Below are 16,329 nucleotides of genomic sequence, written 5' to 3'. Positions count from 1 at the left end.
GTTCGCCATAGTACCCGCGCCCAAGGAAATGCGGGAGGTTATACATCCGGGGAAAGCCGATTCTTCGGGGTCCACCTACCGGCTTAAAACAATCCAAGACGGCCAACTCCAAGGAGCTCTTGAAATCGGGAAGGCCGGCTCTCTCCGTGCTCGGAAAGTGCCGGCCTTTTCTGTGCCGACTCTACGGTTTGAGCGGCAATCCGTTGATGTTCCGGGCAATCTCGAACAGATCGCCGGCATTTGCAAGGCACGAACCCGACGCATCGCCGGCGGCGCCGGTCGCCGACAGTGTCCTCAACTTGTCGGCCAACCGGCCGTCCTTCTTGTACACGCCGGGCTTATGGCCGTCCGGGACCAGCAGTTCGGGATGGTCGAACGGTGCCCGGGAGCAACGCACCCTGTCGTCGGTCAGCGATTGCAGGAAGGCGACCAGATTGTCCTGCTCGGTCTGGGTCAGCCCCAGCCGCGTCACGTCGGGGTCCTTTTCAGGATTGGAGAAGTCGCCGCCCCGGTTGTAGAAGGCGACCACCTGAGCCAGCGATGCCTGGCCGCCGTTGTGGAAGTAGGGGGGCGTCAGCGCGATGTTGCGCAGGATCGGGGTCTTGAACGCTCCATTGACGGCGATCCGTTGCGACTTGAGGTCGAGACCTTCCGGCAGTGAGTCCTCGCTACAGCCCGCGGCTTCCTGGCCGGGGAAGGGCACTTCGAACTCGCACGGCTTGACCTTGAACTTGTCCACCCGCTGACCGGTCACCCATTGCTTGGTAAACGACAGCGGGACGCCATAGGGATCGGTGCCGCCGAGGCCGATATCCTCGGCGGTCGGGCGGACACCGATGTTATAGAAGCCGTTGTCGTAGATCGCGGGCTCGCCATCCTTCATCAGCATGCGCTCGACCTGGCTGTTGTCGAGTCCCTTCGGGCCGACTCCGGCGGCTTTCGAAAACAGCGGACCGTCATGGCAAGCGATGCACTTGCCTTTTCCTTCGAAGACTTCCTTGCCTCGCTTTTGTGCGGCGGTGAGCTGGTCGCGATCGAACGGACTGTCGTCGGAAATCAGCGTCGCTTCGTACATCATGATCGACATGCCGAAGAACAGCGGGAAGTTCAGCTCGATCTGGGTATAGCCGTTGCTGTCGGGCACGAGGCTGGCGGTGCCGTCGTTGTTGTCCTTGATCTTGTACTTGTTGGTATCGCCCCAGAACTTCTTGTCGAAGCCGTTCTTGATCATCTCCCGGTAGGTAAATTTCAGACCGATCCTGGAAGCTGCCACCATATCTCCGACCGGACCCTTGCGGCCGAACAGGCTGTCCTGCATATCGACCGTCTGGAGTTGCAGGGCTTGCTGGGACAGCAGCTTGCGTCCGACATCGGCGAAGGTGCGGCCGGCGCAGGACATCTCGAACTCGCTGAGCGCCGGGCCTACCGCCTGCGAGGCGGCGCTGGCGTTCTTCAACTCGAGCGCCTGAAGCTTCAGCGTGCCGTCAGGCTGCTTCACGACAAGGCGCGCCGATGCATTCATCCTGGTGTCGCGCAGACCGAAGACACCGGAGCCGTTGAAGACGTTGTTTGCCCGCCCGTCCCAGAAGTTGCGATGATTGAACACGGCGTTGATGGCGGTCGGCGAATTGCGCGGCTCGACCTTGCGCACGCCATGGCCATCGACGTTGAAGACCGGATGGACCAGCGCGTCGCATCTGTCGGTATTGGTCGCTCGAGGCGTCTGCTTCGGCTGCTTCTTGCTGGAAACGAAATCGCCGGCGTAAGTCCCTTGCGAGGAGGCAACGTCGTTGCTGTCGAACAGCACCGTGCTGTCTGCGTCGGTCGGGTCGGACAGCCTGCGGAACGGAAAATCCTTGGGCTTGAGCGTGATGTTCGGTCCGGCAGCCTGCCCCGAGCCCATCAGCCCGCTGCCGTTGGAAGCACCGAATACGGTGTTGCCGCCCAGTAGGCCGGGGTCTACCTGATTGGTGATGCGCGGATCGGCACCTGCCCGGAAATGGCAGGTGGCACAGGCGACGGTATCGCTCCCGACCGTCTGATCCCAGAACAGTGCCTTTCCGGCTGCTTGAACCCATGGCAGGTTCGACACGACGCCGGACAGGTCTGGGAGAGCAGGGGACTTGCCCTTCAAGGATTCGATCGGGCGAGTCGGCGGATCTGCTTCCACGGCTTGGGACCAACTGGTCTCGGGCACGGCAAAGCATGTTGCAAAAGTGACCAATGAATAAACAGGCAAGCGAGCGAGAAACTTCTTCAAACCCGCCGCAGCGTTTTTGTTTCCCAATTACCCCTCCACCAAAGATATATGGCCGCGTTCTTTACATGGCGGTCAGACAGGAGACGAACGGGTCGAAATTTACTTCCCAACCTCGGATGACTTTTTCGAGGTTCCATTTTTTCCTGGGAATTTTTGCGAAGGATGCCGTCACCCGAAAGGGGTAAGGAGCCGGAACGATACCGATAGGTATTTTTCCGATGTCTTGGAGGCTGTTACGGGTGAGTTGATTTTTGAAGGTGAGTGGGATCGCGAACAGTTTTATTTATGTTGGTATCAACACATAGTCGTAGTGAAAAAATTTTTAATAATATGAGTCGTCGTGAACGCAGACAACGAGTGAGCCAGCCATGGAACTGTGGATGGTAAAGATATGACCCGAAGCCGAGCAGATACACCCGGAACCGGATCGGCTCACGCCGGCTCCCGACAATCGCCCTAGCCCGGATGGGTAGAGTTACGATCGCAAAAGCCTATGTCACACTGCCCGCGCCGGAGAGGAATGGAAGCCATAAAGGCTCCGCTTCGGCATCGGACCGAGCCGCGATCGAGCGGTGCGGCCCGCAGAGGACAACAGTTCGGGAGGAGCTCCAATGTCCAGCAAGGGAGGTCCGCGGCAGCCGTCGCGGCGCAATTTCATCCGTGCTGCCGCCGCGTCGGCCGGTGCATCCGCAGCGTTGTTCGGCGGTTTCGGCTTCAATCCGGCGCTTGCCGCCGAGATGGCCAAGGAAGTTTCCCGGTCGGAAAAGCCGCTCAAGGCAGCTTTCTCCAATGCCGGCTTGCAGGCTACATGGTGCGCCCAGGGCAAGCGCGCCGCGGAATGGTGGGGCAAGCTGCTGAACGTCGAGATCACCTGGTTCGACGGCGAGTTGAGCGCCACCAAGCAGCGTGCCGCGATCGACAACATGGCGTCGCAGAAGTGGGACTTCGTCGCCATCCAGGCGTTCGGCATCGGCACGCTGACGGCACCCGTCAACAAGATGATCGAAGGCGGCACGCCCGTCATCGACATGGACACGCTGATCGCCCCGCTGGAGCAGATCAACGTCCATAGCTTCCTGGCTCCCGACAACGAGTTCATGGGCGCTTCGGTCACCCAGGCGCTGCTGGACGCCATCGGCGGCTCCGGCACTATCATCATGACCCAGGGCGCCCTTGGCCATACCGGTGCGCAAGGCCGTGCGAGAGGCTTCGAGTCGGTGGTCAAGCGCTTCCCCAAGGTCGAGGTGCTGGACACGACGCCGGCCGATTGGGACGTGACCAAGGCGGTCCGGATCTGGGAAACTCACCTGACCAAGTATCCCAAGATCGACGCCGCCTTCTTCCATAACGACGACATGGCGCTGGCCGCCTGGAACGTCATGAAGGCGCGCAACCGGACCGACATCAAGATCGGCGGAGTCGATGCGATGCCGCCGGCGCTTCAGGCCGTCACGGAAGGCCGGATGCACGCGACGGTGCGCAACCCGTCGTGCCGCATCCATGGCGGCGCAGTGCTGGCCGGGGTCGCGGCCGTCCTGAACGGCGAGAAGTCGGGCGAGGGGATCCCCAAGCACATCATCACCGACGGACCCGTGGTCACCAAGGCCAATGCGCCCGGCATGCAGTGGATGCAGGATCACTTCCTTATCTGATCGCTGATCCGATTGGCCGATTAAGTGAAATACCGGGAGCATTGGAATGGTATTTGGTGGTGACCGGCCGCTGCTGGAACTCTCCGGCATATCCAAGTCCTTCGGCGGGGTCACCGCCCTCCGGGATGTCGATTTCACCCTTCACGCCGGCGAGATCCACGGTCTGGTCGGCGAGAACGGGGCCGGCAAGAGCACGCTGATGAAGATCATCGCCGGGGTCCACACGGACTACGGCGGCACCATGCGGATCGACGGCGAGGAGCGGAACTTCCGCTCCGCCCGCGATGCGCTGAAGGCCGGCATCGGCATGGTCCATCAGGAACTCAGCATCGTGCCCGACCTGTCGGTCGCGGAGAACGTCTTCCTCGGCAGCCAGCCGGTGACGCGCTTCGGCCGGGTCGACTGGCGCGGCATGAACGCGCAGGCGGCGGCGCATCTCCGCAGCCTGGGCATCGACGTCGATCCCCGGGTGCCGATCGGATCGCTTCCCATCGGGCTCCAGCAGATGATCGAGATCAGCCGCGTGCTGTTCTCCGGCGCCCGCATCATCATCCTGGACGAACCGACCTCGGCGCTTTCGCCGCCGGAGATCGAACGGCTGTTCGGCCTGCTCCAGGCGCTCCGGCAGTCGGGACGGAGCATGATCTTCATCTCCCACTTCCTGGACGACATCCTGGGCGTTTCGGACACCGTGACGATCTTCCGCAACGGCCGGAAGATCGTCACGGCCGAGGCGGCCGGCTTGCGCAAGAGCTTCCTGATCGAGCACATGATCGGGGCGGGGCACGAGGACCTGGAAGAAAGCTACACCTCCGAGATGATGCTCGACAGCAAGCCGGATGCCCCGGTGGTGCTGGAAACCTCCGGCCTGACGCTTGGGCGGGCGTTCCGCGATGTGTCGCTCACGGTGCGGGCTGGCGAGGTGCTGGGGATCTACGGCTTCATGGGGTCCGGCCAGCTCGAACTGGCCCGCGCCCTGTTCGGCAAGCTGCATCCGGAAAAAGGAACTGTGGCGATCGAGGGCCGGCAGGTATCGCTGAAAGGCACGGCAGCGGCACGGCGGGCGGGAATGGCCTTCGTGCCGGAAAGCCGGCGGTCGATGCTGTTCAGCCATGAGCCGCTCTATAAAAACATGTCGATCAGCATCCTGGGCCGGCTGCATCCGGTGCTGCTGCGTCCCAACGCCGAGCGCGAGATCGCGGAGCGGCACGTCGTCAGCCTGGGCATCCGGCCGCCGCGCGTCGACCAGCATCTGGGCACGCTGTCCGGCGGCAACCAGCAGAAGGTCGGGCTGGCCAAGTGGCTGACCTACCTGCCCAAGGTGCTGGTGCTGAGCGAACCAACCCGCGGGATGGACGTCGGGGCCAAGGACGACGTTGTCAAGATCGTCCGAGGTCTCCGCGACCAGGGGATCGGCATCGTCGTGGTTTCCAGCGAGCCGGAAACCGTACTATCGCTCGCCGACCGCATCCTCGTCATGAGAAAGGGCGAAGTCGCCCGCGAGTTCGTCAGCGAAGCCGTCAGCAAGGACCGCCTGCTGGACGCGGCTTGAGGGACGAGGATTAAACGGGTGTTGGGCCACGGCCCAACCTACGCAGCAGGAACCCGTAGGTTGGGCCGTGGCCCAACACCCTCCCGCACGTCAAAGGACCCGATCCAAAGGAAAAGCAATGAGTGCCCAATCCGCCGCGTCGGATAAGACGGACCCGCCCAAATCGTCGCGCACGATGATCTGGCTGCGCAGCCGGCTCAGCAATATAGCGCCGTTCATCACGCTGCTGTTCCTGGTCGTCTTCTTCTCGATCGCAAGCCCGTCCTTCGCGACGCTGGACAATGTCGGCAATATCCTCAACCAGATCTCGATCACGGCGATCATGGCGGTCGGGCTCACCTATGTGATCCTCTGCGCGGAAATCGACCTGAGCGTCGCCAGCGTCGCCAATGCGACCGGCATCGTGGTCGCATACTTCACGCTCCAGGACTCCTACGCCAATATCGCCAACGTACCATTGCCGGGCTATGCCGCGATCCTGCTGGCGCTGCTGACCTGCTTCCTGCTGGGTGGCGTCAACGCCTTCGGCGTGACGCGGATCGGTATCCCGTCCTTCATCATGACGCTGGCGATGCTCCAGATCGGCGCCGGCATCTGCGCGATGCTGGTGCGCGGCCAGATCGCCTATGCGGTGCCGCCCTTCATCGCGACGCTGGGCCAGAAGGCGCTGGGTCCCATCCCCTACGTCGTGATCGTGGCGGCGACGTTCCTGCTGGTCGGCCATCTGGTGCTGCAATACACCCGGTTCGGCCGATACGTCTACATGGTCGGCGGCAACCGGGAAGCGGCCGAGTATTCGGGCGTCAACGTCCGTCTGGTCATCGCGTCGGTCATGATCATCTCGGCCGCCTGTTCCGGAGTCGCCGGGATGGTCGGCGTCGCCTATTTCGGCAGTGCCCAGCAGAACGAATTCGACAGCTACCTACTCGACGCCATCTCCGCCGTGGTGGTGGGCGGTACCAGCCTGTTCGGCGGTCGCGGCGGCATTGGTAATACCATTGTCGGCCTGCTTGTATTGGGCGTGCTCAACAATGGCCTGGATCATATCAATATCGACAGTTTCCTCAAGATACTGATCCGTGGTCTGATCCTGCTTGCGGCGCTGGTCATCAACATCTATGCGCAACGCCTGCGCGCTAACCAGATGAACTGATTTCAGGTACTGTACTGTCCTTTGGGACTACTGCTTCGGGTCACACGATAGCTTCAGGGATCGTTAACCATTAACTGCGCAAAATTCCATCACATGAGGGCCGATGGAATACGGCTGATGACGACACCGGAGAATCCTGTGACCGAAAGAACCACCTGGATCGAACTGACGGCGTTGAACTTCATGGCGGAAGCCGCCGGCCAGCGCATCGGTTTCAGCTACGAAGCCGCCGGATTCCAGAGCCGGTGGGCGGTCCTGCTGAACGGCGCCGTCGCCGGTTACCGGAGCGACCTCATGGAAGCGCGCGGCTTCGCGCGTGAACTCCTTCGAGAGTGCCGCACGGACCGTCTTGCGGCCTGATGCCCCGGCATAACGATGACTATCCCGCAACGCCCCGCCAAGCGCGAAATCGGTGAGACCAAGATGTTCGATGTTGAGTTCCTCTCCCCGGCCGATCGGGAATTCGCGGCGCTGCCGGAAACCACCCGCAACGAAATCCTGGCCGCGGTGAAAGCGCTTGCGGCCGAGGGCAAGGCAGCAGTATCCAACCTGGGCTTCGCCGTCGCCCGTGCTGCCGGACAGGTCGCCGTGTGCCAGACCGACGGTTATCTCGAAGGCATTCAGGTCTTGCTTCTTGTAGATGAAAAACTGTGGGACGAGGGCGCCAAGGCGGCTTCCGACAGCACCGACGTCATGGTCGAGCGGATCGTCTGGCCGGCCACTCCGGCAGCCGTGCGCAACGCCCATCTGAGCAGCGCCGAAATATACAGCCTGGAAGAAGCCATCACCCGCGAGCTGGTGGAGATGGGCATGCCGGAAGTCGCGGCGCTGGCGATCGGCTTCGGCAACTGGGTCGCGATCTGCGATCTGGACAGCCGGGGCACCGTTTCGGTGCTGACGCTGCTGCCCCTACCGCAGTACAGCGCCCTGGTCGACGACGAGGACACCGACCTTTTCATGGGCTTACCGGTAACAGTGCTGGACGGCATTCCGTCCACCCGTCACTGACCGGCCTGCGGAAATAGCATACCGGTCTTTCCGCCGGTTGATGTTACCCACTTTCAGAGCACGGGTGCGACGCTGAAGCGCGGCCCGTCCTGTACGCAACAGTGGGTTTCATCCTGATGAACAAGTTGGCGTCAGACGATCGCAAGCCGTCGCTGGCCGACGATCTTCTGATCGATGCCGAGGACGCGCCGCAGCCGGTCCCGGCCCGTGGTCCGCACGCGGTGCTGCTGGCGGTCGGCCTGATGCTGGTGGCGCTGAACCTGCGCCCGGCCCTGTCGAGCCTTGGACCGATCCTGCCGGAAGTGATCCGCGACACCGGCATCACGGCGGTCGGCGCCAGCATTCTGACGACGGCGCCGGTGCTGTGCCTGGGCCTGTTCGGCTTCATGGCCCCTCGGATCGCGGGGCGGCTCGGCACCGAGCGGGCCATCCTGGCCTTCCTGGTCGTGCTCGCGGCGGGGACCGCGCTGCGCGGCACCCTGTCGTTTCCGGGACTGCTGGCGGGATCGATCGTCGCCGGCGCCGCCATCGGCATCATCGGCGTCCTGCTGCCCGGCCTCGTCAAGCGGGACTTCCCGGACAAGGCCAGCCTGATGACCGGCGTCTACACCATGGCGCTATGCGCTGGCGCCGCCTTCGCCGCCGGATCGTCGGTTCCCTTGCAGCAGGCGATGGGCGGAAGCTGGCCGGCGGCACTCGCCGTCTGGGCGATCCCGGCCCTCGTCGCGGCGGCGGTCTGGCTGCCGACGGCGCCACCCCGGCTGGGGGCGGCGACGGGCGGCGGTACCGGGGCTGCCTCGGCAGCCTCGCGCGTGGTCAAGGTCACCGGATTGTGGCGCGATCCGCTGGCATGGCAGGTCACGCTCTACATGGGGCTGCAATCCGCCGTGGCCTATATGGTGTTCGGCTGGATCGCGCCGATGCTGCGCGACCGGGGGCTGGACCCCGTCATGGCCGGTCTGGTGGTATCCTGCTCGATCCTGGTCCAGGTCCCGGCGGCTCTGGTCTCCCCGCTGCTGGCGACCCGGCGTCCAAGCCAAAGCGTCGCGGCGGTGCTGCTGATGGTCTCCACGCTGGTAGGCCTGCTCGGGCTGTTCCATGCGCCGCTCGGCAGCGTCTGGATCTGGGCGGTCCTGCTGGGGATCGGGCAGGGCGGCAACTTCGCCGTGGCGCTGACCATCATCGTGCTGAGGTCGCGCGACGCCCATGTCGCGGCCCATCTTTCCGGCATGGCGCAGAGCGTCGGCTATACGCTGGCGGCGATGGGGCCGCTGGGTGTCGGCGTGCTCCATGAATGGGCGGGCGGCTGGCAGGCCGTCAGCACGCTCTTCATCTGCGTCTGCTGCGTCGCCGCCGTGTTCGGCATCGCGGCGGGCCGCGACCGCCATGTCGCCGCCGTTGTGGCGGATCGAGCGACGGACGGCGCGACAAACCGCGCGACGGCTCAAGGTTCCTGAGAATGCCCTTCATCTTCATCCTGGGGCTGGCGGGGTTCGCCAGCGCGCTGTCGCTGCGCTCCGCCGATCCGCTGCTGCCGGTCCTGGCGCTCGATCTCGACGTCACGCTGCGGGAGGCGGCGCTCCTGGCCTCGGCCTATACGCTGCCCTACGCGATCATGCAGCTGGTGCTGGGTCCCGTCGGCGACGCCATCGGCAAGACCCGGCTGATCCGGATATCGCTGACCGTCCTGACCGTGGCCCTGGCGCTGTCGGCGCTGGCGCCCAGCTACGGCACGGTGCTGGCGGCGCGAGCCTTGGCCGGCGGTTTCGCCGGCGGCATCATCCCGGCATCGATGGCGCTGATCGGCGACCGCGTCGCCTATGCCGAGCGGCAGTTCTCGATCAGCCGCTTCCTGGTGGCGGTGATCTCGGGCCAGCTTGCCGGGTCCGCGATCTCCGGCGTGCTGGCGGAGGTCGCGGGCTGGCGCGCGGTGTTCGGCGTATCGGCGGTGGTGGCGGGAGCGGCGCTGGTCATGGCGACGGTCTTCCTGAAGGGCGAGACCACGCGCGGCGAGCTGTCCCTGTCCGGGTCCATCGCACGGTACCGGACGGTGCTGGAAAACCCGAGGTCGCTGCTGGTCTTCGCGACGGTGCTGGGCGAAGGCGTCCTGATCTTCGGCGTCTTTCCCTTTGTGGCGCCCATGCTGGTCCCCCATGGGGCGAGCGGCGCGATGGAAGCCGGCATCGCCATTTCGTGCTTCGCGGTCGGCGGGATCTTCTACAGCATGGTGGTCCGGCGGCTGGTCGGCAGCCTCGGGCAGTGGGGCATGATGCGGATCGGCGGGCTGGTGGCGGGGCTGGCCTATGTCTCGGTGGCGCTGCCGCTGCACTGGACCGTGATCGCCGGGATCTTCGTGGTGGCGGGCTTCGGCTTCTACATGCTGCACAACACGATGCAGACCCAGGCGACCGAACTGGCGCCGTCGGCGCGCGGATCGGCGCTGGCGCTGTTCGCATCGTGCTTCTTCCTGGGACAGGGACTTGGACCGATCCTCGCCGGCCCGATTTCCCACGCCATGGGCTTCGGCACCCTGTTCATCCTGGCCGGCGTGCTGACGATGGCGCTGGGCGCCGGTGCTGCGTGGCTGATCCGGTCACGATGAGCTGACAAGTAATTCTTTCGGGTGTAGACTCCATAGACTTCGACCGCATACTGAAAAAACAGTTGCGTCGAAATCAATACAGTTCACGCTTAAATATCAGAAGAGGCTAAGACCGGAGGACTCCGCATGGCGCTCGTGGGATGGATCGGCCGCCTGTTCGCCGGAGCCGCACGGCGGAGCGGAGTTCCTTTCCACGCGACGATACGGGGGCCGGGACCGGCCGGGGGCATCCGGATGGACTTGGAGGGCGTCAGGCTCCGCTATCTCTCTGGCCGTCACGAAGCGGACTTCCAGAACTACATCGCCCGGCGACTGCCGGCTGGCGGATGCTTCATCGATGTCGGCGCGGAGGTCGGGTTCTTTTCGCTCCTCGCGGCCAGGCTGGCCGGACCGGCAGGCCGGGTCATCGCCATCGAGCCGATCGAAGCCAACGCCGACCTGATCAAGGCCAACGCAACGCTCAACGGCTTCGACAACATCACCATCGTGACGGCGGCGGCCGGCGCCGCCAACCGGACGGGCGGCGCGTCCGCGGCGAACAGGCCGGTTCCCGTGCTGACGCTCGACGGGCTTGCCTCCCATCTCGGCCTGCCGCCGCCTGATATCGTCAGGATCGACGTCGACGGGGCGGAACTGGAGGTCCTGGCCGGCATGACCGCCACCCTGTGGCGGCACCGGCCCGACATCCTGTTCGAAGTGGCGGCGTCGAGCATCGGCGAGGCGGAAAACCGCTATGCCAAGGTCGGCGAAGCGTTGGTCCATTACGGCTACGACGTGAAACGGCTGGAGCAGGCTTACCCCAACGCGGGGGCGGCCGTCCTCCACGGCATCGGATTCGTCGACGAGTCCGAAGCGGATCCCTGAAGCCAGGTCACGCCAGATCCTGCAAGTACCGCTCGGCCTCCTCCCGGCTCTCGTAGATGTGCGGTGCCACCGACCGGCGCTGGAGGGCGTCGCCGAACTTCATGTGCATGAAGGCGCTGGTGGTGTAGCGGGTGACGCCGGAATAGAAGCGGTCGGCCAGTCCCTTGACCATGTCGGTATAGGCGTCCAGCAGTTCGGGCAGGATCCTGAAGTTGTCGTAGTTGACGATCGCCAGCACCTTGCGTCCGACCGGCTGGAGCCGCTGTTCGACCGCGCGGCGGACGTTGTCGACATCCTCGATCCGGCGGATCGACAAGCCTTCGAAGTTGATGAAGAACAGGTTTTCCGACGGCTCGTAGGTCAAGCGGGATTCCAGCGGCAGGCTGAGCCATTCCTCCCGGTAATGCATGGGGCCGGGTTCGAAAATCCGGGGGTCCATCGGCGCCAGATCGCCGGAGATGGCGGGGCGGAATGCCATTTCGTTCAGGATGTCACGCTCGATATCGACACCGGGCGCCACTTCGGTCAGTTCCAGCCCCTCGGCGGTCAGGCGAAAGACGCAGCGGTCGGTGATGTAGAGGACGGGCTGTTCACGGCGCACTGCCAGCGGCCCGCTGAAGGTGCGGTGCTCCACCCGGTCGACGAACTTGGACACGCCGCGCGCCGAGAAGGTGCCGAGGAACACGACCTTCTTGGCGTTCTGGCTGATGTTGATGAAGCCGCCGGCTCCCGCCAGCCGGGGGCCGAACTTGCTGACGTTGACGCTGCCTTCCCGGTCGGCCTGCGCCATCCCAAGGAACGCCATGTCCAGCCCGCCGCCGTCGTAGAAGTCGAACTGGGCCGGCTGGTCAACCAGCGCCTGGATGTTGCTGGCGGCGCCGAAGTTCAGCCCGCCCGCCGGCATGCCGCCGATGGTGCCCGGCTCCGTCGTCAGGGTCAGGTACTGGAGCGTCTGTTCCTCGTTGGCGACGTTCGAGATGCCCTCCGGCATCCCGATCCCCAGGTTGACGACGCTGTTGGGGCGCAGTTCGAACGCGGCGCGGCGGGCGATGATCTTGCGCGGTCCCATCTCCATCGGCGGGATCGCCCGCATCGGCACCCGGATTTCGCCGCTGAAGGCCGGGTTGTAGGGCGTGCCGAACGTCTGCCAGTGGTGCTCCGGCTTCGCCACGACGACGCAGTCCACCAGGATTCCCGGTATCCGAACGAGGCGTGGATTGAGGCTGCCGGTCTCGGCGATGCGTTCGACCTGGACGATGACGACGCCGCCGGAATTGCGGGCGGCGGTCGCTATCGCCAGCGCTTCCAGGACCAGCGCCTCCTTCTCCATCGTGATGTTGCCGTCGGGATCGGCGCTGGTGCCGCGCAGGATCGCGACGTCGATCGGACGCGCCTTGTAGAACAGGTATTCCTCGCCGCCCAGCGTCACGATCTCGACGATGTCCTCGGTCGTGCCGGCATTGATCTTGCCGCCGCCATGGCGCGGATCGACGAAGGTGTCGGTGCCGACGCGGGTGACGGTGCCCGGCTTGCCGGCGGCAATGTCGCGGAACAGGTGGCTGATCACGCCCTGCGGAAGGTTGTAGGCCTCGATCTCGTTGTCGATGGCGAGCTTCTGGAGTTTGGGACACAGCCCCCAATGGCCGCCGATGACGCGGCGGACCAGTCCCTTGTGACCCAGGTGGTTGAGCCCGCTTCCCTTGCCGTCGCCCTGGCCGGCGGCATACATCAGCGTCAGGTCGCGGGGACGGCCCTGGTCGAGGAAGTGTTTCTCGATCTGGACGGCGATGGCCTCGGCGAAGCCGATCCCGACGAAGCCCCCCGTCGCCACGGTGGCGCCGTCGCGGATCAGGCGGACGGCTTCCTCGGCGGTGACGATCTTGTCCTTGGGGATGATCGTTCCGCCGCTGAGCAGCGGATGGCCCTTCTGATCCGGCATTACTTCTTCCCTCCCGCCATTTTTTGGTCGTGTGCGTTCAGGATAACAAACCGGATCATGCCCGTGTGTTCCCCAAACGCGCCCCGCGCGGGGAAGCGGATGAGGGCGGTCAGGCTACTGCCTGGTTGTCGAAACAGAGGGTGGACTGCGAGGAGCTGCCGCAGCCGTGAGGCCGCCGCTGCAGCCGGATGCGGCGCCAGGTGCCGGGGCTCGTTCCCACGGTGCGCGAGAAGACGCGCGTGAAGTGGCTTTGGTCGGAGAAACCGCAGTCCAGCGCCACCTCCGCCAGGGATGTGCCGGGATCGAGCAGAAGTTCCTTGGCCCGCTCCACCCGGTTTTCCAGCAGCCAGCGGTGCGGCGGCTTGCCTGTGCATTGCTTGAAGGATCGGGCAAAGTGACTGACCGACAGGCGGCACTCGCCGGCGACCAGGGCCAAGGGGATCTGACGAGCGAGATGGGTGCTCATCAGTTCCTTTGCACGGCGCTCCTGCCAGGGTGCAAGACCGCCCCGTGCGGGCGGTGGGTCCATTTCGTCAACGCCGAGTGTCGGCACTGTAACGTCATTAAGTAATCCGCCGGCTTGTTTCACGATACTTCCTCCAGTTCGTTCCGGTATCGTGAATAATATATTAGTTAACCAAAGCCGCCCAATCGGCACTGGTTTGGCTATGCGCTGTTTTGGTTTTACTGGGATATACTTAGGTTTTAGAGCCTTTCCTTGAGCTTCCGTGTCAGACTTGCGTATGATTCCCTCGGTGAGCGACAACGCGCATCGTCGGAGTATCGGCCGTGCGCCATTGGCGCACGGCATGCGTCTTAAGGCGATGCGGATGCCTGACAACCCTTTGATAGCCATTGTCGACGATGATGAGGCCGTTCGAACCGCAACCGCCAGCCTGCTCCGGTCGTTCGGCTACCGGACGCACGTCTTCGCGTCGGCGACCGAGTTTCTCGCTTCCGGCATGGACCGGCAGGCGGCGTGCCTAATTACCGACGTGCGAATGCCGGGCATGGATGGGATGGAGTTGCAGCAAGTCCTGATCGCCCAGAACTGCACGATCCCGATCCTGTTCATGAGCGCCTATAGCAGCGATACCGTCCGCCAGCGCGTGCTGGCGGCCGGCGCCGTCTGTCTGCTGGAAAAGCCTTTCGATAGCGAAGTGATAGTCCGGCACCTTCGGGACGCGTTGAAGCCGCCGGCGGCGCCTTCCGACTGACGGCGTCAGGACTTCGGCGAGGATTGGTGAGGCAGCACCAAGGCCGGGCCGCCCGGCCCGGACGAGGCCGACGGACTCGGCGCGTGCTCCGCGGTCAGGAAGACGCTTTTGACGTCGATGCTCGACCGGTTGCCGATATGGCTCCAGTTCTCCCGCAGCCAGGCATCGGTAGCGTTCTGGCCGAGCGACTTGAGGTGAAGCAGGAAGTCCAGTTCGGCGTTCATCTTGCTCGTGGCGCCCAGCGCGCTCAATTGGTCCTCGTCGCCGATCATATGGATGTTCATTTGCTTCAGGCGCTTGCTTTCCTCGCCGATCAGGCTGCCGTCGGCGACAAGGCGCTGGACGAAGGCGATAGCCCGCATTTCCGCCATCAGCGATGCGTTGAAGCTGATTTCGTTGACGCGGTTGACGATCTCGATGGCCGTCTTCGGCGTGCCCTTCCGCTCGAGCGGATTGATCTGGACGACCGCGATGTCTCGGCTGACGCAGTTGTAGATCAGCGGCCAGATCACGGGGTTGCCCATGTAGCCGCCATCCCAGTAGGGCACGCCGTCGATCTCGACCGCCTGGAAGGTGAAGGGCAGGCAGGCGGAGGCGAGCAGCACGTTCAGTGTCACTTCATGGCGCCAGAATACCCGGGCACGGCCGGTCTCTACATTGGTCGCGGCGATGAACAGCTTGATCCCGGAACACCCCTGGATGTCGGGTTCGTTGATCAGTTCCGTCAGGACGGTCCGCAGGGGATTGAGGCCGAGCGGGTTGCTCTGGTACGGCGACAGCAGATGGGAAAACCACTCGACCGCCCCGACGACTGGGGATTTGTCAAGGTTCCAGCGGCCGAGCAGGCGGTCGACGAAGCTGCGGCGGATCGGGTTGAACTGCGACAACTCCGCCGTCCGATACCAGAACTGGTCGAGCACCGCCTTGGCGCCAGTCCTGCCGCCCTGCTTCCAGCCCTGGGCGAGTGCTGCCGCGTTCATGGCTCCGGCGCTGGTCCCGCTGATTCCTTCGATGACGAGGTGCTGTTCATCGAGCAGGCGGTCCAGCACGCCCCAGGTGAAGGCGCCGTGGCTGCCTCCGCCCTGAAGCGCCAGATTGATCGTCTTGACGCCATGGCCGTTGGTCTTCATGCGGATCTCTCGTTCCTGAATGCGGGACGATCGTATTCCGCATTGCGATATTGGCAAGCGAATGACAGCGGGGGCCGGTATGTCCGGCTTCAGGATTGGACCTGTGATGCCATCACGCCTGGGCATGCGACGCCATCACGCCTGGGCGTGCGACGCCATCACGCCTGGGCGTGCGACGCCATGGTGAGATCGGACGGAGCGCCGATCCCCAGCGCTTCGGCCTTGCGGACCAGATCGGCCAGCGATCTGGCGCCCATCTTCCGCATCAGGTTGCCGCGGTGGATCTTGACCGTGATCTCGCTCAATCCCAGCAACGCCGCGATCTGCTTGTTCATCAGACCCGATGTGACATGCTCCAGCACTTCGCGCTCGCGCGGAGTCAGGGAGGACAGCATAGACTTGAGGCTGGACAAGGCCTCGCTGTCGCGGCGGCGTCTGGCATCGCATTCGATCGCGGCGGCCACCGCGTCGAGCATGTCCTGCTCACGGAAGGGCTTTGCCAGGAAATCCACCGCTCCGGCCTTCATAGCCCGCACCGACATCGGTATGTCGCCATGCCCCGTCATGAAGATGATCGGCAGGTGGATACCGGATGCCGCGAGCTGCGTCTGGAAATCCAGCCCGCTCAGTCCCGGCAGCCGGACGTCGAGCACGAGGCACCCGGCAGCATCCGAACGGCGACCATTGAGGAATTCCATCGCCGACCCGTAAAGCTCGACGCGGAGGCCGACCGACCGGAACAGCGCGCTGAGCGCTTCCCGGACCGACCTGTCGTCATCTACGATGAAGACGACCGGACTGGCCGCTGCGACGAAGGTCGCGTTCTTTACAATGGCGTTCATCTGTAGAAACCGGTGCTGAACATCGCCATGACGGTTCTCCTGACGCGTTCCGGATGGGTGGCCATTATGCTGGTATGAGAAATTATTGGCACCTAAACCAACGTATAATT

14 protein-coding genes are annotated in these 16,329 nt (G+C 64.1%); 9 read left to right on the top strand and 5 right to left on the bottom strand.

Going from position 1 to position 16,329, the window contains the following annotated elements; genetic code table 11:
• Positions 1–181 precede the first annotated feature (181 nt).
• Positions 182–2,134 (bottom strand): cytochrome c peroxidase, encoded by a 1,953-nt coding sequence (locus tag N826_RS16045; protein WP_052831390.1) that lies wholly within the window; start codon positions 2,132–2,134, stop codon positions 182–184.
• A gap of 737 nt (positions 2,135–2,871) precedes the next feature.
• Here N826_RS16045 and N826_RS16040 point away from each other — a divergent pair.
• The 8 genes from N826_RS16040 to N826_RS40085 all read left to right on the top strand — a co-directional run bounded on the left by N826_RS16040 (position 2,872) and on the right by N826_RS40085 (position 11,091).
• Complete coding sequence (locus N826_RS16040) at positions 2,872–3,912, top strand: sugar ABC transporter substrate-binding protein (RefSeq protein WP_044430502.1); 1,041 nt, start codon at positions 2,872–2,874, stop codon at positions 3,910–3,912.
• A gap of 46 nt (positions 3,913–3,958) precedes the next feature.
• Positions 3,959–5,464, top strand: coding sequence for a sugar ABC transporter ATP-binding protein (locus tag N826_RS16035; protein WP_044430501.1), 1,506 nt, complete (start codon positions 3,959–3,961; stop codon positions 5,462–5,464).
• 118 nt (positions 5,465–5,582) lie between these two features.
• A complete protein-coding gene (locus N826_RS16030; RefSeq protein WP_084720795.1) occupies positions 5,583–6,617 on the top strand; it encodes an ABC transporter permease in 1,035 nt (344 codons plus the stop codon).
• A 138-nt stretch (positions 6,618–6,755) separates the two neighbouring features.
• Positions 6,756–6,977 carry a hypothetical protein gene (locus N826_RS16025; RefSeq protein ID WP_147040770.1) on the top strand — a complete coding sequence of 74 codons (222 nt, stop codon included), beginning with the start codon at positions 6,756–6,758 and terminating at the stop codon, positions 6,975–6,977.
• 15 nt (positions 6,978–6,992) lie between these two features.
• Positions 6,993–7,625: a hypothetical protein gene (locus tag N826_RS16020; RefSeq protein ID WP_044430499.1), complete on the top strand. Its 633-nt coding sequence runs from the start codon at positions 6,993–6,995 to the stop codon at positions 7,623–7,625.
• Positions 7,626–7,741: 116 nt separating this feature from the next.
• Positions 7,742–9,082 carry a CynX/NimT family MFS transporter gene (locus tag N826_RS16015; RefSeq protein ID WP_044430638.1) on the top strand — a complete coding sequence of 447 codons (1,341 nt, stop codon included), beginning with the start codon at positions 7,742–7,744 and terminating at the stop codon, positions 9,080–9,082.
• 2 nt (positions 9,083–9,084) lie between these two features.
• Positions 9,085–10,227, top strand: a complete 1,143-nt coding sequence (locus tag N826_RS16010) for an MFS transporter (RefSeq protein WP_044430498.1) — start codon at positions 9,085–9,087, stop codon at positions 10,225–10,227.
• 126 nt (positions 10,228–10,353) lie between these two features.
• Positions 10,354–11,091 (top strand): FkbM family methyltransferase, encoded by a 738-nt coding sequence (locus tag N826_RS40085; RefSeq protein WP_052831388.1) that lies wholly within the window; start codon positions 10,354–10,356, stop codon positions 11,089–11,091.
• Positions 11,092–11,098: 7 nt separating this feature from the next.
• Here N826_RS40085 and N826_RS16000 read toward each other — a convergent pair whose 3' ends face one another.
• Positions 11,099–13,030: an acyl CoA:acetate/3-ketoacid CoA transferase gene (locus tag N826_RS16000; protein ID WP_044430497.1), complete on the bottom strand. Its 1,932-nt coding sequence runs from the start codon at positions 13,028–13,030 to the stop codon at positions 11,099–11,101.
• A gap of 109 nt (positions 13,031–13,139) precedes the next feature.
• Complete coding sequence (locus N826_RS44800) at positions 13,140–13,496, bottom strand: helix-turn-helix domain-containing protein (protein WP_052831386.1); 357 nt, start codon at positions 13,494–13,496, stop codon at positions 13,140–13,142.
• 364 nt (positions 13,497–13,860) lie between these two features.
• Here N826_RS44800 and N826_RS15990 point away from each other — a divergent pair, with 364 nt between their 5' ends.
• Entirely contained in the window at positions 13,861–14,247 is a 387-nt protein-coding gene (locus N826_RS15990; protein WP_052831454.1) for a response regulator transcription factor, read from the top strand.
• A 5-nt stretch (positions 14,248–14,252) separates the two neighbouring features.
• On the opposite strand, the gene N826_RS15985 is transcribed toward N826_RS15990, so the two are convergent.
• Together N826_RS15985 and N826_RS15980 are read right to left on the bottom strand one after the other, a co-directional pair.
• Entirely contained in the window at positions 14,253–15,377 is a 1,125-nt protein-coding gene (locus tag N826_RS15985; protein WP_084720794.1) for a patatin-like phospholipase family protein, read from the bottom strand.
• Between the two features lie 158 nt (positions 15,378–15,535).
• Positions 15,536–16,219, bottom strand: coding sequence for a response regulator transcription factor (locus N826_RS15980; protein WP_044430496.1), 684 nt, complete (start codon positions 16,217–16,219; stop codon positions 15,536–15,538).
• Positions 16,220–16,329 lie beyond the last annotated feature (110 nt).

Origin of the sequence: Skermanella aerolata KACC 11604 (assembly GCF_000936425.1) — a bacterium.
GTDB classification, from domain to species: domain Bacteria; phylum Pseudomonadota; class Alphaproteobacteria; order Azospirillales; family Azospirillaceae; genus Skermanella; species Skermanella aerolata.
Note: the sequence above shows the minus strand (reverse complement) of the source record. Positions and strands in the feature narration are given on the sequence as shown.